The sequence below is a fragment of the Peribacillus sp. SIMBA_075 genome, assembly GCF_046534585.1.
In genome coordinates, this window is record NZ_JAWRYN010000005.1 from 93,947 (window position 1) to 119,119 (window position 25,173).

20 protein-coding genes, 1 pseudogene and 1 riboswitch are annotated in these 25,173 nt (G+C 40.1%); of the genes and pseudogenes, 3 read left to right on the forward strand and 18 right to left on the reverse strand.

Annotation, left to right across the window (positions count from 1 at the left end; genetic code table 11):
* Positions 1-112 precede the first annotated feature (112 nt).
* From SB775_RS06290 to SB775_RS06300, 3 genes are all read right to left on the reverse strand, one after another.
* A complete protein-coding gene (locus SB775_RS06290) occupies positions 113-295 on the reverse strand; it encodes a YolD-like family protein (protein ID WP_410860906.1) in 183 nt (60 codons plus the stop codon).
* 509 nt (positions 296-804) lie between these two features.
* Positions 805-2,337 (reverse strand): flotillin lipid rafts scaffold protein FloT, encoded by a 1,533-nt coding sequence (floT, locus tag SB775_RS06295; RefSeq protein WP_410860907.1) that lies wholly within the window; start codon positions 2,335-2,337, stop codon positions 805-807.
* Between the two features lie 17 nt (positions 2,338-2,354).
* On the reverse strand, positions 2,355-2,876 hold the full coding sequence (locus SB775_RS06300) for an NfeD family membrane protein (protein ID WP_410860908.1): 522 nt from the start codon (positions 2,874-2,876) through the stop codon (positions 2,355-2,357).
* Between the two features lie 301 nt (positions 2,877-3,177).
* Here SB775_RS06300 and SB775_RS06305 point away from each other — a divergent pair, with 301 nt between their 5' ends.
* Positions 3,178-3,750, forward strand: coding sequence for a biotin transporter BioY (locus SB775_RS06305; RefSeq protein WP_061463539.1), 573 nt, complete (start codon positions 3,178-3,180; stop codon positions 3,748-3,750).
* Between the two features lie 298 nt (positions 3,751-4,048).
* Here the strand turns inward: SB775_RS06305 and SB775_RS06310 are convergent, their stop codons facing one another.
* Together SB775_RS06310 and trhA are read right to left on the reverse strand one after the other, a co-directional pair.
* Positions 4,049-4,534: a YusW family protein gene (locus SB775_RS06310; protein ID WP_410860909.1), complete on the reverse strand. Its 486-nt coding sequence runs from the start codon at positions 4,532-4,534 to the stop codon at positions 4,049-4,051.
* A 120-nt stretch (positions 4,535-4,654) separates the two neighbouring features.
* The gene (trhA, locus tag SB775_RS06315) at positions 4,655-5,299 is read right to left on the reverse strand and encodes a PAQR family membrane homeostasis protein TrhA (protein WP_061463542.1); all 645 of its coding nucleotides are present in this window, start codon (positions 5,297-5,299) and stop codon (positions 4,655-4,657) included.
* 157 nt (positions 5,300-5,456) lie between these two features.
* Here trhA and SB775_RS06320 point away from each other — a divergent pair, with 157 nt between their 5' ends.
* Positions 5,457-6,044, forward strand: coding sequence for a DUF2087 domain-containing protein (locus tag SB775_RS06320; RefSeq protein ID WP_089364850.1), 588 nt, complete (start codon positions 5,457-5,459; stop codon positions 6,042-6,044).
* 64 nt (positions 6,045-6,108) lie between these two features.
* Here the strand turns inward: SB775_RS06320 and SB775_RS06325 are convergent, their stop codons facing one another.
* The 3 genes and pseudogenes from SB775_RS06325 to SB775_RS06335 form a co-directional block, all read right to left on the reverse strand.
* On the reverse strand, positions 6,109-6,708 hold the full coding sequence (locus tag SB775_RS06325) for a cell wall hydrolase (RefSeq protein WP_089364851.1): 600 nt from the start codon (positions 6,706-6,708) through the stop codon (positions 6,109-6,111).
* Between the two features lie 110 nt (positions 6,709-6,818).
* Positions 6,819-7,394 (reverse strand): GNAT family N-acetyltransferase, encoded by a 576-nt coding sequence (locus SB775_RS06330; RefSeq protein ID WP_410860912.1) that lies wholly within the window; start codon positions 7,392-7,394, stop codon positions 6,819-6,821.
* A gap of 40 nt (positions 7,395-7,434) precedes the next feature.
* Positions 7,435-7,839 (reverse strand): annotated as a pseudogene (locus tag SB775_RS06335) (secondary thiamine-phosphate synthase enzyme YjbQ).
* A 186-nt stretch (positions 7,840-8,025) separates the two neighbouring features.
* Between SB775_RS06335 and SB775_RS06340 the strand changes: the two are divergent.
* Positions 8,026-8,394, forward strand: a complete 369-nt coding sequence (locus SB775_RS06340) for a VOC family protein (RefSeq protein ID WP_061463546.1) — start codon at positions 8,026-8,028, stop codon at positions 8,392-8,394.
* Between the two features lie 44 nt (positions 8,395-8,438).
* Here SB775_RS06340 and SB775_RS06345 read toward each other — a convergent pair whose 3' ends face one another.
* The 10 genes from SB775_RS06345 to SB775_RS06390 all read right to left on the reverse strand — a co-directional run bounded on the left by SB775_RS06345 (position 8,439) and on the right by SB775_RS06390 (position 24,704).
* A complete protein-coding gene (locus SB775_RS06345) occupies positions 8,439-10,331 on the reverse strand; it encodes a PTS fructose transporter subunit IIABC (RefSeq protein WP_410860913.1) in 1,893 nt (630 codons plus the stop codon).
* 4 nt (positions 10,332-10,335) lie between these two features.
* Positions 10,336-11,256 carry a 1-phosphofructokinase gene (gene pfkB, locus SB775_RS06350; protein ID WP_284470481.1) on the reverse strand — a complete coding sequence of 307 codons (921 nt, stop codon included), beginning with the start codon at positions 11,254-11,256 and terminating at the stop codon, positions 10,336-10,338.
* Positions 11,256-12,008 carry a DeoR/GlpR family DNA-binding transcription regulator gene (locus SB775_RS06355; protein ID WP_410860914.1) on the reverse strand — a complete coding sequence of 251 codons (753 nt, stop codon included), beginning with the start codon at positions 12,006-12,008 and terminating at the stop codon, positions 11,256-11,258. Before SB775_RS06355 ends, pfkB begins: the two co-directional genes overlap by 1 nt.
* A 236-nt stretch (positions 12,009-12,244) precedes the next feature.
* The gene (gene odhB / locus SB775_RS06360) at positions 12,245-13,513 is read right to left on the reverse strand and encodes a 2-oxoglutarate dehydrogenase complex dihydrolipoyllysine-residue succinyltransferase (protein WP_410860915.1); all 1,269 of its coding nucleotides are present in this window, start codon (positions 13,511-13,513) and stop codon (positions 12,245-12,247) included.
* 1 nt (position 13,514) lies between these two features.
* Entirely contained in the window at positions 13,515-16,367 is a 2,853-nt protein-coding gene (locus tag SB775_RS06365) for a 2-oxoglutarate dehydrogenase E1 component (RefSeq protein WP_089364858.1), read from the reverse strand.
* Positions 16,368-16,731: 364 nt separating this feature from the next.
* Entirely contained in the window at positions 16,732-17,502 is a 771-nt protein-coding gene (locus SB775_RS06370; protein WP_410860916.1) for a dioxygenase family protein, read from the reverse strand.
* 80 nt (positions 17,503-17,582) lie between these two features.
* Positions 17,583-18,464: a polysaccharide deacetylase family protein gene (locus SB775_RS06375; RefSeq protein ID WP_061463553.1), complete on the reverse strand. Its 882-nt coding sequence runs from the start codon at positions 18,462-18,464 to the stop codon at positions 17,583-17,585.
* Positions 18,451-21,900 (reverse strand): methionine synthase, encoded by a 3,450-nt coding sequence (gene metH, locus SB775_RS06380; RefSeq protein WP_061463554.1) that lies wholly within the window; start codon positions 21,898-21,900, stop codon positions 18,451-18,453. The genes SB775_RS06375 and metH overlap by 14 nt, the downstream gene beginning before the upstream one ends.
* Positions 21,893-23,740 carry a bifunctional homocysteine S-methyltransferase/methylenetetrahydrofolate reductase gene (locus SB775_RS06385; RefSeq protein ID WP_410860917.1) on the reverse strand — a complete coding sequence of 616 codons (1,848 nt, stop codon included), beginning with the start codon at positions 23,738-23,740 and terminating at the stop codon, positions 21,893-21,895. The genes metH and SB775_RS06385 overlap by 8 nt, the downstream gene beginning before the upstream one ends.
* A 103-nt stretch (positions 23,741-23,843) precedes the next feature.
* Positions 23,844-23,942, reverse strand: a riboswitch (SAM riboswitch).
* Between the two features lie 111 nt (positions 23,943-24,053).
* Positions 24,054-24,704 carry an MOSC domain-containing protein gene (locus SB775_RS06390; protein ID WP_410860918.1) on the reverse strand — a complete coding sequence of 217 codons (651 nt, stop codon included), beginning with the start codon at positions 24,702-24,704 and terminating at the stop codon, positions 24,054-24,056.
* Positions 24,705-25,173 lie beyond the last annotated feature (469 nt).

A 25,173-nucleotide genomic window follows, 5' to 3' on the forward strand; every position in this document is an offset into this window, starting at 1 on the left:
TGCTAAACTGACCAGCTTTCCATATATGAAAAAAGAACCTCTAGTAATATACTAAAGATTCGGGATTAATAAATGTTTTGTAATTTTAATATGTTAAATGAAAGCAATTAAATTAATAGATTTCCATAATACGAGATAAACGAATAGAGTAAATCTTTTGATTTTCATCTTTTAAGGAAAGGGTTTGTTCATTAAGGTTAAGTTTATGGAATTGACCCTTGCATGTTTTTAATACTCCTTCTTTATAATAAATGATGGTCGTTATGCCCTTTTTTTTCAACGATTTCAAGATCATCTGATTATCTCCCTTCTGTCTATTCAATTATTTATTAAAATTGTATGATAAGTGGTGCTATACTATGAAATCAATTAGGATATGTATATTATACAATGAAAATCGTAAGCGTTTTCATTGTTGTTGTGAACAATTTGTGAAGGTTTGAGCATTGGGATATTTTAGGTAAATTGGAGCTGGATGGGAAATGGTAAAAATCCATAAAAAAAATGAATTTTAAGTGAATCGGCATTAAATTCTCGTCTGATTTGGATAAAATTTCAATTTTTTTATAATCATAGGTGGATATGTATGAGTTGCAATTATTTTTTCGAGAACAGCAACTGGCTTTTGACAAGGGTGAAAAATCGCTTTTCCACTAACCATAGGTGCTCCATAAGAAGCCTTATCATAATAAAAATTAAATGTTCTTTTTGTCCCTTTAGTATAGGAAATAAAATATTCTCCTATTCAAAAAAAAAGGTAAGAGCATATTTGTGCCCTTACCTTTCTTCATTTATTCTTCACCGTTACTCTTCCTTGCTTGCTGCCATATTCATGCTCGCTTCGACATTCTCCTGGCTGATGGGGGTGAATGGTAAATTTCGTTTTCCTGAGAAATTCTCAAGCAAGTCTTTGACATCAATTCCCGAAGATGCCTTTAATGACTCTTGCAATGTTGCCATTAAATCCGTTGCATATCCTGTCACTTTATTAGCCCCGCCCTTTGCACCGCTTCCGCCTGTGTCCACTACAGTGATTTTGTCTATATTACTAAGCGGGCTAGCAACTTGTTTTGCATATTCAGGCAGCATTTTCAAAATCATGTCCATTACGGCGGCTTGCCCGAACTGTTCAAAAGCTTCAGCTATTTTCTGCTTGGCTTCTGCTTCTGCTACCCCTTTTAACCTGATGATTTCCGCTTCTGTCGTACCTTGTGCCCTTTGGGCGTCCGCTTTAGCAAGACCGTCCATTCGAACACGTTCCGCTTCCGCTTTGGCCATGGCTTCAATTTTATACTTATCGGCATCCGCTTCTGTAATCTGTTTCATTTTGTTTGCGGAAGCTGCCTGCTCTACCGCATAACGATCGGCATCCGCCTTTTTCTTCACTTCTGAATCATATTGCTTTTCACGGCGAAGGATTTCTTTTTCTTCCAGCTCAATCTGCTTCTGCCGTTCGATGATCCTGATTTGCATTTCCTGTTCGGTTACATCCTGTTTAGATCTCGCAGTTTCAAGATCGTAAGCTTGGTCAGCCCGTGCCTTGGCAATATCCTGCTCACGACGGAATTCCGCAACCTTTAGCTTGTTGATTTTTTCGGCTTCGGCTATTTCTGTTGCCCTTTCAAGTTCGGCACGCTGGGCTTCCTTCGAAGCTTCGGCTCGCTTGATTCGCGTTTCTTTCTCGGCATCGGCGGTAGCTATATCGGCATCCCTTTTCACTTGGGCAATCCTTGGCTTACCTAGCGATTCAAGATATCCATTTTTGTCACGAACATCTTTAATCGTGAACGATACGATGATGAGTCCCATTTTAGCCAAATCCTGCGAGGCTACCCTCTGTACTTCCTGGGAAAACTTTTCACGGTTTTTATAAATTTCCTCGACTGTCATCGAACCAAGGATTGAGCGAAGATGTCCTTCCAATACTTCCCGCGCTTCCTGTTCACGGTCATCTTTCGATTTACCAAGGAATTGCTCTGCTGCTGTGGCAATATCGGTGATTGAACCGCCAATCTTGATGATCGATACACCATCAGCCATGACAGGAACACCTTGTTCTGTATATACTTCAGGAGTCGAGACCTCAAGTTTGCTTGACAACAAGCTCAATGGTTCCGCTTGTTGGAACACTGGCAAAACGAAAGCACCTCCACCGCGGACGATTTTTATTTTATTTCCTGATTCGTCGATGTGGACATTCTTGCTGCCCAAGTAACTTCCAGTCACTATCAAGGCCTCATCAGGACCAGCAGTACGGTATTTCGTAACAAACACAGCAATAAGTGCGATTAATAAAAATGCAACAATGGCGACAACAATCCAAATTAAACTAAACATAAATGACCTCCTACCTCTTATTCATTCTCATGGGGCATGACATAGACAACCCCATTTTTAACTTCGATGATCAAGACTTTTGTATCCGAAACAATTCCTTCATTCTTATAACTGGCCGCAGTCTTCGCAATGCTCCCGCTGATGCTTTCGATTAAGACTTCCCCAAACCCATCAACCGGGACTGATGTCAGAACCCTGCCAACCCTGCCTCTCAGGTCATTGTCATGAAACGTTAAGCTTTCCTCCGCCGATGAGATGGGAATCAACACAAATACATTCAATAGGGTGACGATTGTAAATGAAATGAGCAGGGAAATCACGGCAATCATCACATCATTAAGTCCTGTAAGCGATTCAAGCAAAAAACCACACGAAAAAAATACGGTCAAAAAACTAAAAATGAGGGTTGGATTTAATATATCCGGTAATTCCAGGCCAGAAAATATATCATTAAACAAGATAAATAGGAATGTTAGCCCCCCGAATATAATTAATCCATATAAATAGACTGTTTCTAATGGAACTCCAAATAACTCCATCTCTTTCATCCTTTTAATTTGATTTTTCTTTACCGCTTACTACTATTAAGACCTAGGATAAGCGTTTTAACTACCTTTTGAAAGACATATGGCAATGATCCCCCCCATTTACTTCACTTACCATTAATACGAATGACGTTACAGAAAGTTTCATTTTTTTTCCGGGTTTTACGAACCTGGGCAACAACTAGGCCCTTATAAAATAAAATTCATAATATCATTGACAGTGTTTACTTATCATATTAAAATTCTTTATATGTTAACTCGTTTGATAACCAGGTTTACAATAGGGGGAAGTACGATGAGGGAAAGTCACGAGAAATTAAGAATGATGATGGTTACAGCCTTATTTGCAGCACTTATAGGGATCCTTGCCCAAATTACAATTCCACTGCCGTTAGTACCGATTACAGGACAGACTCTAGCTGTTGGGCTGGCAGCCACTATACTAGGTTCACGTTATGGAACCTCTTCCGTTTTATTATACTTGTTCATAGGAGCTGCAGGAGTACCAGTGTTCGCTGAAATGTCTGGAGGACTAGCTAAGATATTCGGTCCGACTGGCGGTTATTTATTATCCTATATCCCGACAGTTTATATTACCGGGCTGATATTGGAAAAAACACGTTTCTCAGTTGCAATGGCTTTCCTTGCAAATATAATCGGGATGTTCATAACGTTGATCATCGGTACGATTTGGTTGAAATATATGAGCTCATTATCATGGACAGTTGCATTTGCCAGCGGTTTTGCCCCATTTATAATCGTAGGCATTTTAAAAGCATTCCTTGCATCTTGGCTTGGGATTACGATCCGTTCAAGGTTAGCATCAGCTAATATGCTCCCAAAAAAAAATACACCACTTTCCCAATGATGCAAATGGGTAAATGAAAGAGAGGGTGCCGCTTGCGGTACCCTCTCTTTCATCTTGTTACTTTTTCAGCCATCATTTTCAATCACTTGCACAAAAAAAGAATCTTAGAAAAAGACTCTTTTTTTACAAGTATTTATTACGGTCCTATCCCCATAAGTCCGAATATGAAAAGCAAATGTATGTTATCCCCTTTGCTAACCGTAATCATTTTACTATAGTTACCGCAATTTGACAACTATTGAAGAATCGTGAAAAGGCTACCATTTATAACTTAAGATAATATAATAAATGGATTTAGTTATTTATTATTCACTTTATATTCTTTTTTCGTACCATCATCGAAAACGACCTCTAAATCGAATTCTTCATAGGCATCCTTCAAATCAAAAACACTTGTCACTTCTTGAATGACTTGTTCATCTGTTGAATCTTTGGTGAATGTCAATTTATCTAAAATCGGTATTAATTCTTTCATTGCTTCATCACCGTGAACTTCATGTTTGTTTGATTTATCTTCGATTGAAGCTTCTGTTTGGGCTCCCATGGTATCATATTCAGCTTCGTATTCGTTATCAGTTCCCACATAATCAACTTCTAATTGAAAATCCTTGAAAGTGAAAGGCACCTTTTCATTATTATCCGTTCTTGTTTCAGGATTTGTTTCCGTTTGATTTTCATTCTCCTGAACCGGTGGATTTTTCACTTCATCGTTTTCTCCCCCACACCCGGCCAAAACAAGCATGGCGGCAAACGGAACAGATAATATTTTGATCGATTTTCTCATTATTAGCCATTCCTCCCTAATCATCTGTATACTTATTGATTACCTAAAAGGGGTCATTCAAAACTACAGGAATCTTTCAGGTATCATAAGATCGATCAAGTAAAGAATCACTAGAAGTGATCACAGAGGAAGGATATAAAACAATACTGCAAAAAAATGGGTGGCAGAACCCCCAAGCACAAAAACATGCCAAACGGCGTGATGAAACGGAAAACCGCGCCATACATAAAAGATAGCTCCAAACGTATAAAGCAAGCCCCCTGCTATCAGTAACTGGATACCTTCTGAGGGCATCGCTGCTGTAAGAGGTCCCCAAACGATGACGATCATCCACCCCATCGCAATATAAAGAAGCGTCGAAAGGAATAGGAACCTTTTAACATAGAAAGCTTTGAAGACGACGCCGATGATTGCAACTCCCCAAATTATTCCAAGCAGTGTCCAGCCTAGTGAGCCTTGAATCACAAGGACCATGATGGGCGTGTATGTTCCTGCAATGAATATATATATGGCTGAATGATCAAAGATTTCGAATATATCCTTTGTTTTCCCCTCTGGAAAACTATGCACTAATGTGGATGAGACATATAAAAGAAGCATGGAAGCGCCATAAATGACTGAAATGACTACATGCCAAGGCGATCCTTTTTGGACTGAGAATATTATTAAAAACACAAGAGCGACGATACTCAACAAAACACCAACACCATGGGTTATCGCATTGACCACTTCTTCTTTTTTTGTATAAACATGTGTATTAGCCATATTACAGCTCCTTAATCCAGATAAAAATTTTCAACATTCTCCTAAATTATACATCATATTTTCCAAGCAATATAGAAAAGTGAATATAGCTTGATTAACACCACTAATTAGATTATCATCTAATTAGATAATAATCTAATTAGTTAGGGGGATAAAAGTGCAATTAGAAAAGTTGGTCGCTTTCCATAAAACGCTTGGTGATGTGACCAGGATTAGGATTATATCCATTCTGGCAAACGGTCCAAAACACGGACAGGCTCTTGCGGGAATATTAAAATTGACTGCCCCAACCATTTCACACCATTTAACGAAATTGAAGGACATTAATTTAGTGAAGGATCGGAGAGAAAAAAATACGGTATATTATTTTTTGAATGAAGATGTCCTAGAGCATTATTCTTCAGCATTACCTAAAATCATTTCAAATAAGGGGGACTCCAGTAAATTGGATAAACAAAAGCTGATTTTAGAGCATAAAAAGATCCTTGAAAACTTCTTTACACAAGATGGTCGACTTAAAACCATACCAGCACAAAGAAAGAAGAAAATGATCGTTCTTCATCATATTGCAGGCCTTTTGGAAAAGGGACGTAAATATCCAGAAAAAGAATTGAATGAATTCATCCAGTCATTCCATGATGATTACGCAACGATAAGACGTGAACTCATTATCGGAAGCATCATGTACCGGGAAAACAGCATTTATGAACTGAATCCCCGCGAGATGTGGGCTGAAATCATTTAAGAGTTAGTTTTAAACATGAAAAACCGGCCTCCCTAGTTGGTGAGACCGGTTCTTGAAATGTAATTTATATGGCAAAATGGTGGCCACCAATGATTTTGATTACCTCTAATTGTTTCATCCATTTGCTGTCCGAAATACTGGGATTCCAAAAATACAAGGCATCATTTGTGTAGCCATGAATTGCCAATGCTTCATTGACAGCCTTCTTGGCATCATCTCCGGCTGCTTTGTTTATACTGCCATCAGCAACGGGCGAGAATTGGTTTTTTTGATAGATCACTTCCCGGACCGTATCAGGGAATTCTTTGCTATCAAGGCGATTCAAAACTACTCCTGCCACCTCGACCTTTCCTCTATAAGGCTCCCCTTTGGCTTCTGCATGCACAAGCCTTGCTAATAATTCTTTATCTTTTTCATTCATTACATGTGGAATAATCAATGTTTTACCAGGTTCTGCAACATTATTTACATTATTATTGACTTCTTTTAACTTTTTGATTGGGACACCATACCGCTTTGCAATATCCCATATCGATTCACCTTGTTTAATGACATGTTTGGTTGCTCCATCAGAAGCCATACTGGTCGTTCCCTTAGGAATAGCTATCCCAAGTACGATGACACTTAGAGTCATTATCACGGTTATTAATACTGATAATTTCATCTTGTAACCTCCTCGTTAAGCATCTTCCTAGGATAACAGACCATATGGGAGAAAACAGTGCTAAATTTTTCCCAAGGAAATCAAGGAAAATTTTTCACGGGTCAATTAACTTAGAAATTTTGAAGATTCCCACTCCATTCCTCACGTAGTATACCCATTCTGATTGAATCATAATAATAACCATCATAATAACGGCATTTTCTCATTCTTCCCTCTATTTGCATGCCTACCTTTTCCCCAACAGCCATCATACGTTCATTACCTGACCATGTCGTCAGTCCAACCCGTTCAATCTCCAAGTTTTCGAATAAATAGTCTATGAACATCATTAACGCTTCTGTTCCATACCCGCCATTCCAATACTTTGGCTCAAAAATCGTGATCCCTATTTCCAGCCAACGAGAGGGTTCATGTTCCCAGTAATATACAACAGAACCTATTATTTGATCGTTCTTTTCCATTAATAGCTCGGAGTAAGCCCCCATTTTTCCATCATTGGTTCTGTGCTTCGTTTCTTTATCGATATACGTATGGTAATCCATGAGTTCAATAGGATAGTAAGGTGCATCCCACTTTTTCCATTCTGGATTGACTTCTCCATATTTCAGGCTCCATAAACGTTTTAAATCGGCTTGTTTAACGTTCCTCAATATTACTTTTCTTCCTTTAATCCAAACATCGTCCAATCCTCTTCCCCCCACTTATTCCAGTATGTCCCCCCCTGTTTTAGCGGTCGACACATAATTTAATAAAATATTGCCTATCTCTGGGACCATCGAATTCACAAAAGTATATCCCTTGCTATGTACCAAGAATTAAACTTCCCTTATGGATGATCACCTGTTGTGAAGAACCAACCGTACTTGATTTCAAATGGGCAGCCGTGTTTCCTTCCTTATGTAAATCCAATGTATGATTCCATGGGTATTGCTCATCCAATCTTCTTAGCATATCCTTTTTGACATCGGGATCTGCATTTTCATTAATTGTGATCCCTGCTGTCGTATGCGGACAATATATAAGAGCTAACCCCTGTTGTATCCCGTTTTCATTGATGAATGCTTGCACTTCTGCCGTAACATCAATCATATCATCCCTTTTAGTTGTTTTTAAGGTGTTTTTCTTCAGCATGTACGTCCACTCCTTTATCCTTTTAAAACTCCTTTACCCATAAACATGACATTTATGCTTTAATACACGATTCAAGAACCAACGATAAGCAAAACCGATCGATAGCGATTTAAAAAATAAGCTATTTTTATTGATTTTTTTATTTTAATATTGGATATATAAGTAGCCAAGAGGGGGTAGAAAAAAGTGGGTTTCATTTTTAAAGCAATCGATCATTTCCAATTAGCATCTCCCAAAAATACCGAGGACCAATCAAGGAAGTTTTTCAAAGAGATTCTAATGTTTCGGGAAGTGGATAAGCCTGCATCCTTAAAGTCAAGTGGCGGAGTATGGTTCGAATCAGGATCGATCAAAATTCATGTTGGAACGGAAGATCAGTTCATTCCCGCGAGAAAAGCCCATCCAGCGCTTGAAGTAGAAAATCTTAGAGACTTTAAACAACATTTAATAACTAATCGTGTTTCTTTTACAGAAGATAAAAGGTTACCTGGGGCGAACCGCATCTATATATCCGATCCCTTCGGCAATCGGATTGAAATTTTGGAATGGATATAATAAAAGCGGGTCCATAAAATTGGACCCGCTTTCTTCATTATTTATTATTGTTGTTTCTTTTTCCAGAATCCCAACATTAAAGCGGTAATGAGGGACCCTATTAAAATGGCCAGCAAATAGAGAAAAGGATGGTTGACAAGGGGGATGACAAAAATTCCTCCATGTGGTGCTGGCAGAGTTACACCAAAAGCCATTGACAGGGCTCCTGCTGTCGCTGCCCCTACTACACTGCTGACGATAACGCGCAATGGATCCGCCGCCGCAAAAGGAATGGCCCCTTCTGTAATGAATGAAGCACCCATGAAATAATTTGTGAATCCAGATTTCCTTTCCGTTTCACTGAATTTGCTTTTAAAGAATGTAGTTGCAAAGGCAATCCCGAGCGGAGGTACCATTCCACCTGCCATGACGGCAGCATGAGGCCCGAAACTATGAGCTTCAATAGCTGCAAGTCCGAAAGTGAAAGCTGCTTTATTCAGGGGTCCACCCATATCTACAGCCATCATACCTCCTAGAATCAATCCAAGCAAAATAGCATTCGTACCTGATAAACCTTGTAGCCAGTTGGTTAAGCCTGTGTTAACTGCGGTTACTGGCCCATTTATAACAAATATCATGATTAAGCCTGTAATTAACATGCCGAATACAGGATAGAGTAAAACCGGTTTAATGCCTTCTAGTGTATGCGGTAACCTAGAAAACAGCTTTCGTAAAAATAAGACGACATAACCTGCAAGGAAACCGGCGATTAGTCCGCCAAGAAAACCGGCATGAGCCTGTGCTGCCAATAATCCCCCTACCATACCGGGAGCAAAACCAGGACGGTCGGCTATACTTGAAGCAATGAATCCAGCAAGGACTGGGACAAGTAAGAAGAATGCACCACTAGTTCCCCCGCCAATATCACTTAATGCTTTGGCAATGGGATTATAATCAGGATTTGCCGGATCGGCTGCCTGGATCCCAAAAAAGAAAGAAAGCGCAACCAAGATTCCGCCACCGACGACAAATGGAAGCATATTACTTACCCCATTCATTAAGTGCTTGTAAATCCCCAATCCTCCTTTTGCTGAATCACCCTCATCACTTTTATCATTTCCAGTTCCTTTGTAAACAGGTGCATCCTGATTCATGGCTCTGGTTAACAGCTCCTCGGTCTTCCGGATCCCATGGGCAACAGGGACAATAATGACGTGTTTACCATTAAAACGATCCATTTCCACCTGCTTATCCGCTGCAACGATAATCGCATCCGCCTCATCAATTTCTGCAGCGGTTAAACCATTTTTGATTCCTGTCGATCCATTTGTTTCCACTTTGAAATCGATTCCCATTTCCTTCGCTTTGGCCTTTAATGCATCAGCAGCCATATAAGTATGGGCAATTCCTGTTGGACAAGCTGTAACGGCAAGGATTTTCCCTTTGTTGTTACCGCTGGCAGCATCACTTGATTGCTGCTCTTCTTTTTCTTCTTCATCTGCTTCCATCTCTTTTTGATTGATGATCTCTAACACTTCTTCACCAGAAGAAGACGAGATCAATCGGTCTCTGAATTTTTCATCCATCAGTAATGAAGAAAGCCGGGAAAGGGTTTCCAAGTGATCCGCATTCGCTCCTTCACTTGCTGCAATCATAAAGAACAGATGAGCTGGCTGACCGTCAAGCGATTCATAATCCACTCCATTAACCGATTTTCCGAAACAGATGGCAGGTGTCCTTACAGCATTTGTTTTAGCATGTGGTATCGCTATCCCTTCACCAATCCCTGTTGTGCTTTGTTGTTCACGTTTTAAGATAGCGGCTTTGAAAGCCTCCACATCGTTTAACCTGTCAGCCTCGGCTAACTTCCCTGACAGTTCATCAATGACAGCTTGCTTTGTAGCACTTTGTAGATTGATTATGATTGTATCCAATTTCAACAAGTCTGTAATTTTCATAAAGTCAGCCTCCTGTTAGTTGATTGATATCAATTTGCGGTAATAACTCTTCGATTTTATCCAATGTACCAAGATCTGATGAAAAGGCTGTAGCACTTCCTGCTGCAAGACTGAATCGGAAAGCAGATAAAATATCCTCTGTCTTTTCATATGTCCCGATGAAACCGGCCACCATCGAATCACCTGCACCCACTGAGTTGAGGACTTTCCCTTTTGGCACATTAGCGGAATATGACTCACCACCGGAGCAAAGTACAGCACCCTGTCCTGCCATTGAAACGATAACGTTTTGTGCTCCTGATTGAACCAATTTAGAACCGTATTCGATAGCATCATCAACCGTTCTAATTTCAGTAGAAAAAAGTTCACCCAATTCATGGTGATTAGGCTTTATCAAAAATGGCCGATACGGAAGGACACTCAGTAATTCCCTCCCACTCGTATCCACCACCACCTTAATGCCATTATCAGAACAAGACTTTGCCATAGCTTCGTATACATCCGAAGGGACGCTTGGAGGGATGCTACCTGACAAAATGAGAATATCATTATTTTTCAACTGTTCAATCTGACTAAATAATTGTTGATAATCCCCTTTTGAAATAACTGGCCCTTGGCTATTGATTTCAGTCTCCAGCCCTGTTTTCAATTTAATGTTTATTCTTGTATCTCCTGTTATCTCTGTAAAATCCGTGAAAATCTCTTCCTGTCTTAAAAACCTTTTTACAAATTCACCTGTTTGTCCACCTATGAAACCTAAAGCTGTCGTACTATTTCCAAGCCTTTTAAGCATCCGGGAAACATTAATCCCTTTCCCTCCAGGGAATTTGGCATCATAACTAGTTCGATTCACCTTGCCCATTTTAAAACTCTCCACCTCGACCAGATAATCGATGGATGGGTTAAGTGTCACTGTATAAATCATTAAATGGTCACTACCTTTACCTTTGGATTTTTATGGAGCTGAGCAACAGCCTCTTCATCATTGCTGTCAGTAAGGATTATGGCATCGCTTACATCTGCCACCTTAGCGAAAGTAGCTTCATTCAATTTTGTACTGTCAGCAAGCACGTAGGATTCGTTAGAGAGTCGTAATGCCATCTTCTTCAGTAGAGCTTCTTCCGGATCTGGTGTTGTGAAACCCAATTCTTGATGGATGCCGTTCATTCCCAAGAAACATTTATCGAAACGGTATTCATTCAAAAATTGTACAGCATTACTTCCTATAACCGCATTTGTCGAGAATTTAATCGTTCCGCCCACTAAGACTGTTTTGATTTCCAATTCAATAAGTTTTGGAATATGCATAAGACCATTTGTCATGACCGTTATATTCTTATCCTTTAAGTAAGGAATCATTTCTGCAGTGGTTGTGCCTGCATCAAGATATATACAATCATTTTTCTCTATGAATGAAGACGCAAGCTTTGCAATCAGTTGTTTTTCAGCTATTGCTTTGTTTTGCTTTTCTATAGTCGTTGGTTCAAGGCCTTTTCTTTGAAGTAAAGAGGCCCCGCCATGCACGCGTTTCAAGAGCTTCATTTCTTCGAGTTGCACTAAATCTCTCCGAATGGTCGACTCCGAAGCATGTAACTGATCTACAAGCTCCTGAAGCTTAATCGTTCCCTGTTCTTTAAGGATCGATAAGATGAACTGGTGCCTTTCTGTTGTCAACAATCAATCCCACCTCACTTTAATATCATCATCATATATGAAAACAAAGGAATAATCAATCACAAACGTTTAAAAATATTCAAATACATTCAAAAATACCTCCAAAAACATTCACAACAGAGACAAACCCTTTGCATGACCCCATTATCTTTTTTTCAATGAAAATATGCCTTTCAGTTAAACTCATTCACAAAAAAAATCCCCCATGTCATTATGACATGGGGGGTTTTCATGATTTATTAGCCTTGAAGTAAAAGTTGTTCTGGATCTTCTAGCATATCTTTGATAGCTACTAAGAAACCAACCGCTTCTTTTCCATCAACGATACGATGATCGTAAGATAATGCAAGGTACATCATTGGTCTGTTTTCGATTTGATCTCCAACAGCGATTGGACGCGTCTTAATTGTATGCATGCCCAAAATCCCAACTTGAGGGGCATTCAAGATTGGTGTAGATAATAGGGAACCGAAAGTCCCTCCGTTTGTGATGGTAAAAGTACCACCAGATAAATCTGAAAGTCCCAGTTTGTTGTTACGCGCTTTAACAGCCAAATCAGAAATGTTCTTTTCGATTTCAGCAAAGCTTTTGCGGTCAGCATCCCTTACCACCGGAACGACAAGACCTTCATCAGTGGATACGGCTACACCGATATCATAAAAGTTCTTTTTCAGGATATGGTCGCCTTTGATTTCTGCATTCAATAACGGATATTTTTTCAATGCGCCAATGACCGCTTTAGTGAAGAATGACATGAAACCAAGTTTAACATCATTTGTTTTCACGAAAGAATCTTTATGGCGGCTACGCAATTCCATGACTGCAGAAAGATCGACTTCGTTAAAAGTAGTAAGCATGGCTGCTTCGGATTGTACTTGAACTAGACGTTTGGCAATGGTTTGACGACGGCGAGTCATCTTAACCACTTCAATGCGATCATCATTCACTTCAACAGGAGCTGCTGCTTGTTTAGCTGCAGGAGCTTGTGTTGGAGCTGCAGCAGGTGTCACAGGTGCATTATTTGCTGCTTCAACATCTTGTACACGTACACGACCTAGTGGATCGACTACAGGCACTTGAGTCAAGTCAATTCCTTTTTCACGAGCCAATTTCCTTGCAGCTGGTGAAGCAATGACTTGTTGATTGGATGATGCTTCTTTCGTTTCAGCTTTAGGAGCCTCTTTAACAGGAGCAGCTTGTTCCGCTTTAGCTGGTTCTGCTTTGGCTACTTCAGCCTTAGGAGCTTCCGCTTTTGGAGCTGCTGCAGCTGACCCATTTTCATCAACGATAGCGATAGCCTGTCCAACTTGGACAGTATCGCCTTCTTCTGCTAATTGTTCCGAAAGAGTACCCGTATAATCTGAAATGATTTCCACGTTTACTTTATCCGTTTCAAGTTCAAGGACATATTCGCCTTTTTCAACATGATCACCGGGTTGTTTTAACCATTGCGCAATAGATCCTTCAGAAATTGATTCTGCTAATTCAGGTACTTTTACTTCAGCCATTTTATTTCTCCCCCTCATTATTGCGTGTAATTGCTTGAGTCATAATCCGTTGTTGTTCATTTTTATGGACAAGCGGATCTCCCTCAGCCGGGCTTGATCTGCGCTTCCTTCCTATATATGTCACTGAAAGATTCCCAGGAGCCGCTGCATTAAGGCGAGGTTCAACAAATGTCCAAGCCCCCATGTTCTTAGGTTCTTCTTGAGCCCAGAAGATTTCTTTAAGATTTGTATATTTTTTCAAAGCTTCTTGAACGCCAGTGAACGGGAATGGATAAATTTCTTCGATACTGATGATTTGCAACCAGTCCGTTTTTTGTTCAGTTGCCGCTTTTTCACGAAGTTCAACCGCCAATTTACCTGATGCAAAAACAATGCGTTCAACCGATTTAGGTTTTTTGCCTAAAGCTTTAGTTTCAACGAATGATTCAAAAGAGCCTTCACTGAATTCTTCAGCTGTAGAAGCCATCACTTGATTACGAAGCATACTCTTCGGTGTCATGATGACAAGCGGACGAACTTGCTCTTGATCCAAAATCTTAGCTTGTCTTCTAAGGATATGGAAGTATTGAGCTGCCGAACTTAAGTTAGCAACTGTCCAGTTGTTTTCAGCCGCTAATTGAAGGAAACGTTCTAGGCGTGCACTTGAGTGCTCTGGCCCTTGTCCTTCATAACCATGTGGAAGCAGCATGACAAGACCTGATTTTTGACCCCATTTTGCACGGCCAGCCGCAATGAATTGGTCAAAGATCACTTGTGCTGTATTTGCGAAGTCACCGAATTGGCCTTCCCATAATACTAGTGCCTCTGGAGCAAATACATTATAACCATATTCATAAGCTAGGACTGCCGTTTCAGTAAGCGGGCTGTTATGAACAGCGAAAGAAGCTTTAGCAGTTTCAAGTGTGTGAAGTGGTGAATATGTTTTTCCATTAACACTGTCATGTAACATGATATTACGTTGAGCGAATGTTCCACGCTCTGAGTCTTGTCCTGTCAAACGGATTGGAGTACCGTCACTCAATATGGATGCAAATGCCAATGTCTCGGCATGAGCCCAATCAATTTTACCGTCAGCACCAAAGGAATCCAAGCGACGTGATAAAATCTTACCTAACTTTTTATTAGGAGTGAATCCTTCCGGCCACTTAACAAGTTCTTCGTTAATTGAAACCAGTTCTTGTTTCGGAACAGCCGTTTCAATGGCTGGAAGTCCTCTTTCAATAATCCCAGGAGGATTACATTCCTTAGAAGCTTCCGGTTTATTTCCGGAAATTTTCGCATATGCATCCGCAAGCCTTGTATCCACTTGCTCAGCAATTGCTTTAACTTCAGCTTCAGTGAACTCACCAGATTGAATGAGTTTCTTCCCATAAAGCTCTTTGACAGTTTGGTGCTTATGAATTAATGCATACATTTCAGGTTGAGTCACCAATGGCTCATCCATTTCGTTATGGCCGAAACGTCTGTAACCGATCAGGTCGATCAAGAAATCCTTATTGTATTTTTCGCGATATAGGTTTGCAAGGTTCACCGCAGCCATACATGCCTCTGGATCATCTGCATTCACATGTACGATTGGCACTTCAAAGCCTTTTGCCAAATCACTGGCATATAGAGTTGAACGTGAATCTTCACTTTCCGTTGTGAAACCAATCATGTTATTGGCGATGATATGGATAGCGCCGCCAACTTGATAACCGCGTAAACGGCTTAAGTTAAACGTTTCAGGAACAATACCTTCACCTGGGAATGCTGCATCACCATGAATCAGGATTGCAAGTGATTTGGAAATGTCTTGGACAGGGAATCCTTTTTCTGAACGGTCTTCTTGTGCCGCACGAGAATACCCTTCCACGATTGGACCGACTACTTCCAAGTGACTTGGGTTATTGGCAAGTGTAACCCTTGCTTTTTGTATGTTAGCATTAGTAATCTGTTTATCCAGACCTAAATGGTATTTAACATCACCAGTCCATCCGTTGTTAATGCCTGTTGAACCTTCGGAAGGAACCAAATCTTTATTAGGTGAATGTTGGAATTCAGAGAAAATGACCTCATATGGCTTTCCTAGTACGTGTGCAAGCACATTCAAACGTCCCCGGTGAGCCATGGCAATATTCACATTCCCTGTTCCATTTTGAACAGTTTGTGAAATCATTTCATCTAAAATCGGCACTAGGGCGTCTAGTCCTTCAATGGAGAAACGTTTTTGCCCCACATATGTGCGGTGAAGGAATTTCTCGAAACCTTCAACTTCATTCAATCGCTTAAGTAATAGTTCTTTTTTCTCTTTAGCCACTTCCGGGAACATTTTTCCGGATTCGACCATATCAGTAAGCCATTGCTTTTCGTCCAAGTCATTAACATGGTGAAATTCAAAGGCTATCGTTTTTGTATAAAGTTGTTTTAGGTATTGAACGGCTTCGTATCCGTCTTTCACGTTTTCAGGTGATTCTGGACAAATTAAGTCAGCCGGTATTTTCCTTAAATCATCTGCGGTCAATCCATATTTTTCAAAGTGAATTTGTTCCGTATCTAGAGCTTCTTCTTTTAAAGGATAAATATTTGCTGCAAGATGTCCGTATGCACGGATGTTTTCTGCTAACGTAACTGCAGACATTATTTTCTTCATTGGAAGAACTTCTCTAGTTTGTACAGTTGGTGCACTTCCGATTGTTGTTTCAGCCGATACATCGAATGAAGGAGGACCTGATACTTCAAAAAAGTTTTTCAGTTCCGGATCTACTTCTTCCGGGTTGGCTTGAAATAGATCGTATTGCTCCATGACATACCCAAGGTTTGGACCTGAAAAAGTTTTCCATGGGTCGTATGCCTTAGCGTCCTTGATGGTCATTTTGTAAACCCCCAAATTTTTCTCATAATTTTTTGCATTTCGTTTTATCTATCCCCAAATTCTTTCTTCTAAATTTTCCCCAAAAATATGATATATAATTAACAACTTTGGTTATTGAATAATAAAATTTTAAAGGATAAAACGTTTTCAGATGTTATATTAACATGTTTTTGTCGAAATATCCAAAGGTTAAACAACTTTATGCAACCTTTTTTAAACTATATTTTTGTTTAATTCGTCAAATTACGCTTTAAATTGACTTTTTTGCTCATTTAAGCCTTTTTTTCGCTAAAAAAAGATTTTTGTATTTTTGTATATCGTTTATATTTCAGGTATATTTAACTAGACTGAAAACCCTTACAATTCAATCAAACTTCCAAGCTGTTAAACTCAGATTGCCATATTGAAATGTTCTGTGAAGGAGAGCCGATTTTTTGTTGATATCTCCTGCTCCCATTGCGATGATCAATGGAATGAAATGCTCTTTGGAAGGCACAGCATCTGTACTATAAGGAGCGATTTTTGCATAATTAAACAAAGATTCCAAATCCCATTTCATGATTTTCTCTTCAACCCAGTTTTCAAAGTTGATTGCCCACCCCTCTGCAACATGCATATCCTTCTGAATATGGGTGAAATTATGGACAATTCCACCGCTCCCGATGATTAAAACATTACTTTCCTTTAATTCCCTCAATGTTCTCCCGATTTCATACTGCTTGTCCAATGGAAGTGCAGGATTAATGGACATAGATACGATCGGGATGTCAGCTTCAGGATACATAATGTGCAAAAGCCCCCATGCTCCATGATCTAGGGGGCGCCTTTCATCAAGTTGCCCCCATACACCTATCCTTGACAATAAGGTTAAAATTCGATCGGACAGCTCCAAGCACCCCGAAGCAGGATATGTTATCTGAAATATTTCTTCAGGATACCCTGCAAAATCATAAATGACTTCATGCTTCCCTACCGCTGAAATCATCTGATCTTCACTTTCCCAATGTGCTGACAAAATAACGATGGCAGTTGGTTTTTCCATACCCTTCATATAATCCTTCAAAAAAGAGGTGTAGCCATTTTTTTCCAGAGCTAATAAAGGTGTTCCATGTGATAAAAACAATGATGGCATCATAGAAACGATAAATCCTTTCGCAAAAGTAATCTAATCTCTTATCTTATACCTTAAATTACTTAACATAAACAATGTGTTCATCAATTAAATTGTATTTTTGGGGTTGTCTCGTCAATAGTATCAAAGGTATACCCTTCTTTTTTAAGATATTCAATAATATCAGGCAATGCCTTCACTGTATTTTTCATACTATTGATATCATGCAGCAAGATATTAACTTGCTTTTGATCTTTCGTGCCTTTTTGTACGGAAGTAATGATTTGTTGTTCACTTATTGATGGACTGATCCCATCTGTCGAATCAATCGTCCAATCGAAATAAATATACCCTTTTTCCATTAGTTGTTGAAGGATTCCATTAATGATGGGTTTAGTTGCAGCCTGATGCCTAAGACGATTATTGGAACCGCCAGGAAGGCGTACAATACGGCTTTTAACCCCAAACTCCTTTTGCAGCATGGTTTCAAGCCTATTCAAATCTTGAAAGAAGCTCTCGGTCGATCGATAAACGATGGAATAATCATGTGTATAAGAATGAAGGGCAATCGCATGACCTCGGGAAATCATTTCCTGATAGCATTCCTTTGCGTATGGTTCTTCGTTACCTTTAACGAAGAATGTGGCCTTAACATGATAGCGGTCCAAAATATCTAATATCTCCATCGTATTCAAAGAAGGTCCATCATCGAAAGTCAAATAAGCGACTTTCTGATTTTCCTTACTTTTTAGGATCGGTTCCATCTCTTCGGGAACCATTGCATGTACATGAATGGCCAGCACATCCGTCAATAACAAAAAAATAATGAAAGAACATACTATGGTGAGAAATAATTTAAGCGGATTCTTCATATGCTGCATCCCCTTCCTTTTGACCATTAAGATGTACCATTCAAGAGGTTTCATGCGCAATAAGGCAGCGGTAAAAAATACCGCTGCCTTATCCATATGCTTACCGATCGACATTAAAGTAACGTGCTTCCGGATGTGCAAAAACTATGGCTGAAACGGAAGCCTCAGGTTCCATCATGCATCCTTCAGTCAATTCCACGCCAATATCCTGAGGTTGTAACAGGCGGAATAGCTTTTCCTGGTCCTCCAGATTAGGACAAGCTGGATAACCAAATGAAAATCTTTGCCCGGTGTACTTAGCGGCAAACCGCTCTTTCATAGACATTTCAATCGGATCGCTTATACCTAAATCATCACGCATTAATTGATGAATTCTTTCGGCAAACCCTTCAGCCGTTTCGAGAGCAAGTGATTGAAGGGCGTGATTTTTCAAGAAATCACCTTCAAGCTTTAGTTTTTCTGCCCATTTTCTGATCCCTTTTCCGGCGGTTACCAGGAAGAAACCAACATAATCCATTTGTCCGGAGGAAACCGGTTTCGCGAAGTCCGCTAAACAAAGGTGCGGATTGGTATCTTGCCTAGGAAAGTCAAAAGTCTCCAATATCTCCAGGTGATTTTCCGGGTTGTAAACCAATAGTTTGTCTCCTTCACTTTGAGCAGGGAAAAATTGATAAATTGCATGCAAGCCGTAGTCGGGTTCCGTCTTTAAGAATTCGATCAATTCATCAACAAGCGCATTCAGCTGCACTGCTTTTTCATTCCCCTGCTTTAGCAATTCGGCGAGCTTACCTTTTAAGCCCAAATGATGTCCAATCAGCATTTGCCTATTAATGTATGGCTGGATTACATCCAATGGATAGTTTTTCAGGACGTGACGTTTGATATCACGCGGTTTTTGAACAGGCACATTACTCAAAGGCGCAGCTGCGGACTGCTTCCGAACAGGTTTTTCCATCGTGGCAGCAATGGCGGCATTGACTTTCGATTTTTCTCGTTTCTCGACTAACTCTTTTAAATACACCACTTTTTTGTCAGTGTCATGTAAAATATTCGTTACAGCTAAACCATCCATCGCATCTTTGGAATATAAAACAGGTCCTTCATATTCTGGTGATATTTTAAAATCGGTGAATTTACGGGATAGCGCTGCCCCTCCCACTAAAATAGGGGTATCTATTCCCGCCTGCCTTAAATCCTGTGCGGTTAAAACCATTTGCTGTGCTGATTTAACCAGTAACCCAGATAGGCCAATGATGGTTGGCTCATGTTTTCGAACCTCTTCAATGATTTGTTGCGGTGCGACCTTGATACCCAAATCAATGACTTCATAGCCATTATTGGATAGGATGATATCCACTAAGTTTTTCCCGATATCATGTACATCCCCCTTGACAGTAGCTAAGAGGATCTTTCCTTTTTTAGCGCTATCTTCAGAGTTTTCCATTAGCGGCTCAAGGTGAGATACAGCCGCCTTCATTGCCTCTGCACTCTGAAGCACTTCTGCGACAATAAGTTGGTTGTCGTTAAATAACCGACCCACTTCACTCATCCCATCCATCAATGGTCCATTGATGATTTCCAATGGGGTATCACCGCGCTCAATTGCTTTATTTAAATCATCAATTAATCCTTCTTTCGTTCCTTCGATAATATAGTTACCTAAACGTTCGTCCAATGGCAGGATAACACCATTATCCTTCTTCTCCGCTTTTTTACCACGATAGAACTCGGTAAAGATACCTAAAGTTTCTGTAGATGTCTCAAACAGGAGTGCCTCAGCCAATTTCACTTCCTCTTCAGGTATCAGAGCGAAACGTTCAAGTTTTTCTGTATTAACGATAGCATAATCGAGACCTGCTTTTGTACAATGGTAAAGGAAAACGGCATTTAGAATTTCCCTTCCCCTTGCTGGCAGACCGAATGAAACATTCGAAATGCCAAGTATCGTTAAGCATTCTGGATACTTTTCTTTGATCGCCTTTATTCCTTTCACCGTTTCTAAAGCAGATCCGATATATTGTTCATCTCCCGTCCCTACAGGAAATACCAGCGGATCAAAAATGATGTCACTTTTGTTTAGACCATATTTATTGACAAGCAAATCCACCGACCGTGTAGCCACTTCCAATTTCCGTTCAGCATCGACGGCCATCCCAATTTCATCAATCGTTCCTACGACAACGGCAGCACCATATTGATGGATGAATGGTACAATTTTTTCAAAGCGTTCTTCACCATCTTCAAGATTAATGGAATTAATGATGGACTTTCCTTGTGAATGTTTTAATGCTTGTTCAAGTACGGCTTCATCTGTAGTATCGATGACCAAAGGGACTTTCACTTTTTTGACGACCTCTTCTACGAACTCCTTCATATCGCCAAGTTCATCCCCATCAGGATCGGCAAGACAGATATCAATGACATGGGCACCTTTTTTCACCTGGGCACGTGCAATTTCAGCAGCTGGCTCGTAATGCTTTCCACGAATCAGCTCCTTGAATTTTCGAGATCCGATAACATTCGTTCTCTCACCAACGAATAAAGGGCGCATTGAATCATCATAAATGAGCGGCTCTATGCCTGATACGGCATGACCATGGGCTGAGGTCGTAATAGCACGGGGCTGAATGCCTTCGAGGACCCTGGAAAGTTCTTTAATATGCTCTGGTGTCGTACCACAACAGCCCCCAATGATATTGACCCATCCCTTTTCGGCAAATTGCTTCATTTTCTCCGCAAGGGAAGTCGGTGACTCATGATAGTGACCCTCTTCATCCGGGAGCCCAGCATTCGGATAACAACTGATGGCGCTATTTGCTATATCTGCAAGTGTCCTGATATGGTCTATCATGAACTCCGGACCTGTTGCACAATTCAGGCCGACAGCCACGGGCTTCATATGTTCAACCGATAAATAGAAAGCTTCTATGGACTGGCCAGCGAGTGTCGTGCCCATCGGTTCGATCGTACCTGATATGATGACAGGCACATCTTTTCCTGTTTTAGCGAAGGCTGCTTTGATTCCCGAAAAGGCAGCCTTGACATTAAGCATATCCTGACAGGTTTCCACCAATAGCAAGTCCACCCCACCATCCAAGAGACCAAGTGCCTGTTCTTCATAGGAATCGGTTAAAATATCAAAAGTCGTTCCCCCTGTTACGGAAAGCGTTTTTGTAGTGGGACCCATCGAGCCAGCCACATATCTTGGCCAATCTTCATTTGAATACTTTTCACATGCTTTAACGGCAAGCTCGGCTGAAATTTTATTAAGCTTGTAAGCGATTGTGCTTATTTGGTATTCTTCAAGCACGATGCTTGTCGCTCCGAAGGTATTTGTTTCAATGATATCAGCGCCTGCCGCTAAATATTTTTCATGGATGGATTGGATGATTTCTGGTTGTGTCAGTGATAAATACTCATTGCAGCCCTCGAATTGTTCCCCGCCAAAATCCTCTGCTGTTAAATTCTCCGCTTGGAGCATGGTCCCCATCGCTCCATCAAGAAGGAGAATCTTAGTATCCAACTGTTCTTGAATCGCTTTTTTATTCATGTACTGCCACCTCTGATGTTTGTTTACTATCGACTTTTCTAATATATTTCGTAAGTTCCGCCGTCATTTCATAGCGAAGGAACGGAGTGATTAAATATATGCCCTTGAATTTTTCCCTTGCCGCGTCCACTAGCTCTCGTGCGATATTCACCCCTTCAATCCTTGACTTTACAGGGTCATCCCCCGCTAAAGCCATAGCCCTTCTAACATTATCAGGCAATTTGATGCCTGGGATTTCATTATGGATGAATTCGGCGTTCCGTGTGCTTGTCAAGGGCATGATACCGATGAAAATCGGGGTCTCTAAATGTTTTGTAGCTTCATATACCTCTTCAATCTGCTCCACCGAATAAATTGGCTGTGTCAAAAAGGATTGAGCACCACATGCAATCTTCTTTTCCATTCTCTGAACAGCTTTATCCAGATATTTCACATTGGGATTAAAAGCGGCGGCAATTTTAAAATTTGCCCGTTGGCCCAAACTTTGACCGGAATAGGAAAGACCTTCATTAAATTGTTTGACCATACTTATCAGGTCAAACGACGATAAATCATAAACCGAAGTGGCACCTGGGAAGTCCCCAATTTTAGAAGGATCTCCGGTGATGATCAATAACTCATTCAGCCCCACTGTCTGCAGACCCATTAAATGTGACTGCAGGCCAATTAAATTCCGATCCCGGCATGTTATATGCACCATCGGCGTTACATTCAATTGGTTCTTCAGTAAATTAGCCAGTGCATCATTCGATATCCTTGGTGAAGCAAGTGAATTATCCGCTAATGTAATTGAATCGACCCCTGCTTTTTTCAAAACCTCAGCACCAGTCATGAAACTCTCTATTCCCAACTTTTTCGGTGGATCAAGTTCAACTAGTATCGTCCTTTCAGTTTTGGCCTTTTCGTAAAGTGGGATTTCCAACTCTCTATCAATCACTTTAATTATTTCTATTTCACGGGTTTTAGTTATTTTCTCTTTTACTGGTACCAAACTTCCAATTGCATTCTTTACAGCTTGAATATGCAAAGGCGTCGTTCCACAGCAGCCTCCTATGATCGTGGCACCTTGCTCACGCAGCTCGAGGGCACTTGAACCGAAATATTCCGGCACAGCTTTATAGACAAGCCTTCCATCCACATAATCCGGAAGGCTGGCATTAGGATAAATGGCAATCGACGCTTGCTTTGGCAAACTTACTTCTTCCAAGGCCCTAATCATATGATGTGGACCGAGACGGCAATTCACCCCAACAACATCGGCACCCAATTGCTCAAGTTTTTGAAAGGCTTCATTTAAATGGATTCCATTTTGAAGATTACCCAGTTCATGCATCGAAACATTTGCGATGATCGGCAGTCCAGTTTCATTTTTAACGATTTGCAGGACGGTTTCAAGTTCTTCCAGGTCATAGAATGTTTCTAGGAGAATCCCATCAGGATTTTCCATCAGCAGACTGTATAGCTGTTCTCGAAAACCTCGCTTTATCTCTTCAATGCTTAAATCCGATTTCCTGATATTCCGCTGTGCCCCTATGGTACCGAAGACATATGCCTTTCCTTTTGCCGCTTTTTTAGCAAGGATGACTCCCTGGCGATTGATTCTGCTTACTTCATCTTCTAGTCCATGGCGTTTCAATTTGTTGAAGTTGGCTCCGTAGGTATTCGATTGAAGGATATCTGCACCAGCTTCCAAATAAGCACGGTGGATGGACACTATTTGATCTGGGTTCGTACAGTTTAATTCCTCATAACATTGATCGATGCCATTAGAGTACAGTAAGGTCCCCATTGCCCCTTCCCCAACCAGCATTCTTTCTTTCACTTCTTTACGAAAATTCATCATTACATCCTCTCTCAAAAACAATCCTGTTTTTGTCGTTTTATATGAGTATGAGAGAAAAGAAAAAAAACCTTCTCAAAGAAGAAGGTTTTTTGAAACATTCTCCTCATCTATCAAGCTCTGCTTGTTGGATTTAGCACCTTTGCCTAAGCTGGTTGCTGAGGTTTCTTCGGGCCAGTCCCTCCACCTCTCTCGATAAGATCCATTTATATAATTTTCACAAGATTTCAAAATTTGATTATATTTAATTTACATTAATAATCTGTCAATTTCAATACCTGATCGTCATTTTTTTCACTTTTGCAAAAATCATTCAATCTTTTGCAGCTTGAACTCTCTTTAATATCCTTTGTTTCCAGGCTTCCGCTAACGGATCCAGTTTAAGTAAAGCGTTTGCGCCTTCCAGCCCATCTCGTTTATGAAGGATCACCTCTGCTGCATAATGAACTGAAATTTTTTCTTGCAAACGATCTATTAGCACGATTTCGTTTTGTTTATTTATCGTTCCTTCTTGAAGTACTTTTGCAAAATAACCAGTGAAACTCGTTTTTAGCACGAGTTCCAAAAACTTAGGTTCTTGATTGAAGTGGGAAATGGTCGAACAAGGAATCCTCCCCTGGTTAATTTGAACAATCACTTCGCCTATTTGATAAATATCGCCGATATATGTTGATACCTCCGTCATCCCCGCTATGGTTAAATTTTCACCGAATGCAGGGATATCCAGCTTTTTAGAGAATTTTTCATTCCATAATGAATAATGCTCAAAGGGGTAAAAGCACAAAGCCCGATCAGGACCCCCATGGAACTTTACATTACCTACCCCATCACCAATTATGCCAGATCTAGTTACTGTCACATTATCCTGTGCTTGTTTATCCATGGCTGAAAAGATATCGATATTCGAAAAATTTTCCTGTTTGGGCCTTCCTGCATGAAGCGATTTGATTTTTCCATTTTCCATTTTTAACATCATCTTCCGTTCATTTTAATTTATATCATCCCATATGTTTAAATTATACTAAAAATCCATTTTTTCTGTAATTATTTATGAGAATATAGTGGATCGGAACATACAAAATCCCCCATGATCCGTTAAGCGGTCGAATATCATTGATTTCCAGAAAAAATCATAGGATAGTTTAGTAATTTTGTTGCTATTTCAGAATTAAATATGGTAGAATATGAACACAATATATAGTCGAAAACTACAACCGTTCGCCTATATGTTGATTTTCACGATTGAATTCCTCATTGTCGCTCTTTAGGGAGCGAATTTTTTTGCCTTCATTTTCATCCACTATTTTCTTTTAATCCCATTAATCGGGACATATCGATCCAATACCTATTTGTACATGCATTACTTATGTAATTTTAACGAATTATTTCTTTGTAAAGTCTTTCATAATCTTGCCATTCCCTTGGCTAAAACG

What these genes read in the sequence shown, in the direction of transcription:
- SB775_RS06290 (WP_410860906.1), bottom strand. Translation starts at nt 295, where the DNA reads ATGATCTTGAAATCGTTGAAAAAAAAGGGCATAACGACCATCATTTAT.
- floT (WP_410860907.1), bottom strand. Translation starts at nt 2,337, where the DNA reads ATGTTTAGTTTAATTTGGATTGTTGTCGCCATTGTTGCATTTTTATTA.
- SB775_RS06300 (WP_410860908.1), bottom strand. Translation starts at nt 2,876, where the DNA reads ATGGAGTTATTTGGAGTTCCATTAGAAACAGTCTATTTATATGGATTA.
- SB775_RS06305 (WP_061463539.1), top strand. Translation starts at nt 3,178, where the DNA reads ATGAGGGAAAGTCACGAGAAATTAAGAATGATGATGGTTACAGCCTTA.
- SB775_RS06310 (WP_410860909.1), bottom strand. Translation starts at nt 4,534, where the DNA reads ATGAGAAAATCGATCAAAATATTATCTGTTCCGTTTGCCGCCATGCTT.
- trhA (WP_061463542.1), bottom strand. Translation starts at nt 5,299, where the DNA reads ATGGCTAATACACATGTTTATACAAAAAAAGAAGAAGTGGTCAATGCG.
- SB775_RS06325 (WP_089364851.1), bottom strand. Translation starts at nt 6,708, where the DNA reads ATGAAATTATCAGTATTAATAACCGTGATAATGACTCTAAGTGTCATC.
- SB775_RS06345 (WP_410860913.1), bottom strand. Translation starts at nt 10,331, where the DNA reads ATGAAAATTACAGACTTGTTGAAATTGGATACAATCATAATCAATCTA.
- pfkB (WP_284470481.1), bottom strand. Translation starts at nt 11,256, where the DNA reads ATGATTTATACAGTGACACTTAACCCATCCATCGATTATCTGGTCGAG.
- odhB (WP_410860915.1), bottom strand. Translation starts at nt 13,513, where the DNA reads ATGGCTGAAGTAAAAGTACCTGAATTAGCAGAATCAATTTCTGAAGGA.
- SB775_RS06365 (WP_089364858.1), bottom strand. Translation starts at nt 16,367, where the DNA reads ATGACCATCAAGGACGCTAAGGCATACGACCCATGGAAAACTTTTTCA.
- SB775_RS06370 (WP_410860916.1), bottom strand. Translation starts at nt 17,502, where the DNA reads ATGATGCCATCATTGTTTTTATCACATGGAACACCTTTATTAGCTCTG.
- SB775_RS06375 (WP_061463553.1), bottom strand. Translation starts at nt 18,464, where the DNA reads ATGTCGATCGGTAAGCATATGGATAAGGCAGCGGTATTTTTTACCGCT.
- metH (WP_061463554.1), bottom strand. Translation starts at nt 21,900, where the DNA reads ATGAATAAAAAAGCGATTCAAGAACAGTTGGATACTAAGATTCTCCTT.
- SB775_RS06385 (WP_410860917.1), bottom strand. Translation starts at nt 23,740, where the DNA reads ATGAATTTTCGTAAAGAAGTGAAAGAAAGAATGCTGGTTGGGGAAGGG.
- SB775_RS06390 (WP_410860918.1), bottom strand. Translation starts at nt 24,704, where the DNA reads ATGGAAAATGGAAAAATCAAATCGCTTCATGCAGGAAGGCCCAAACAG.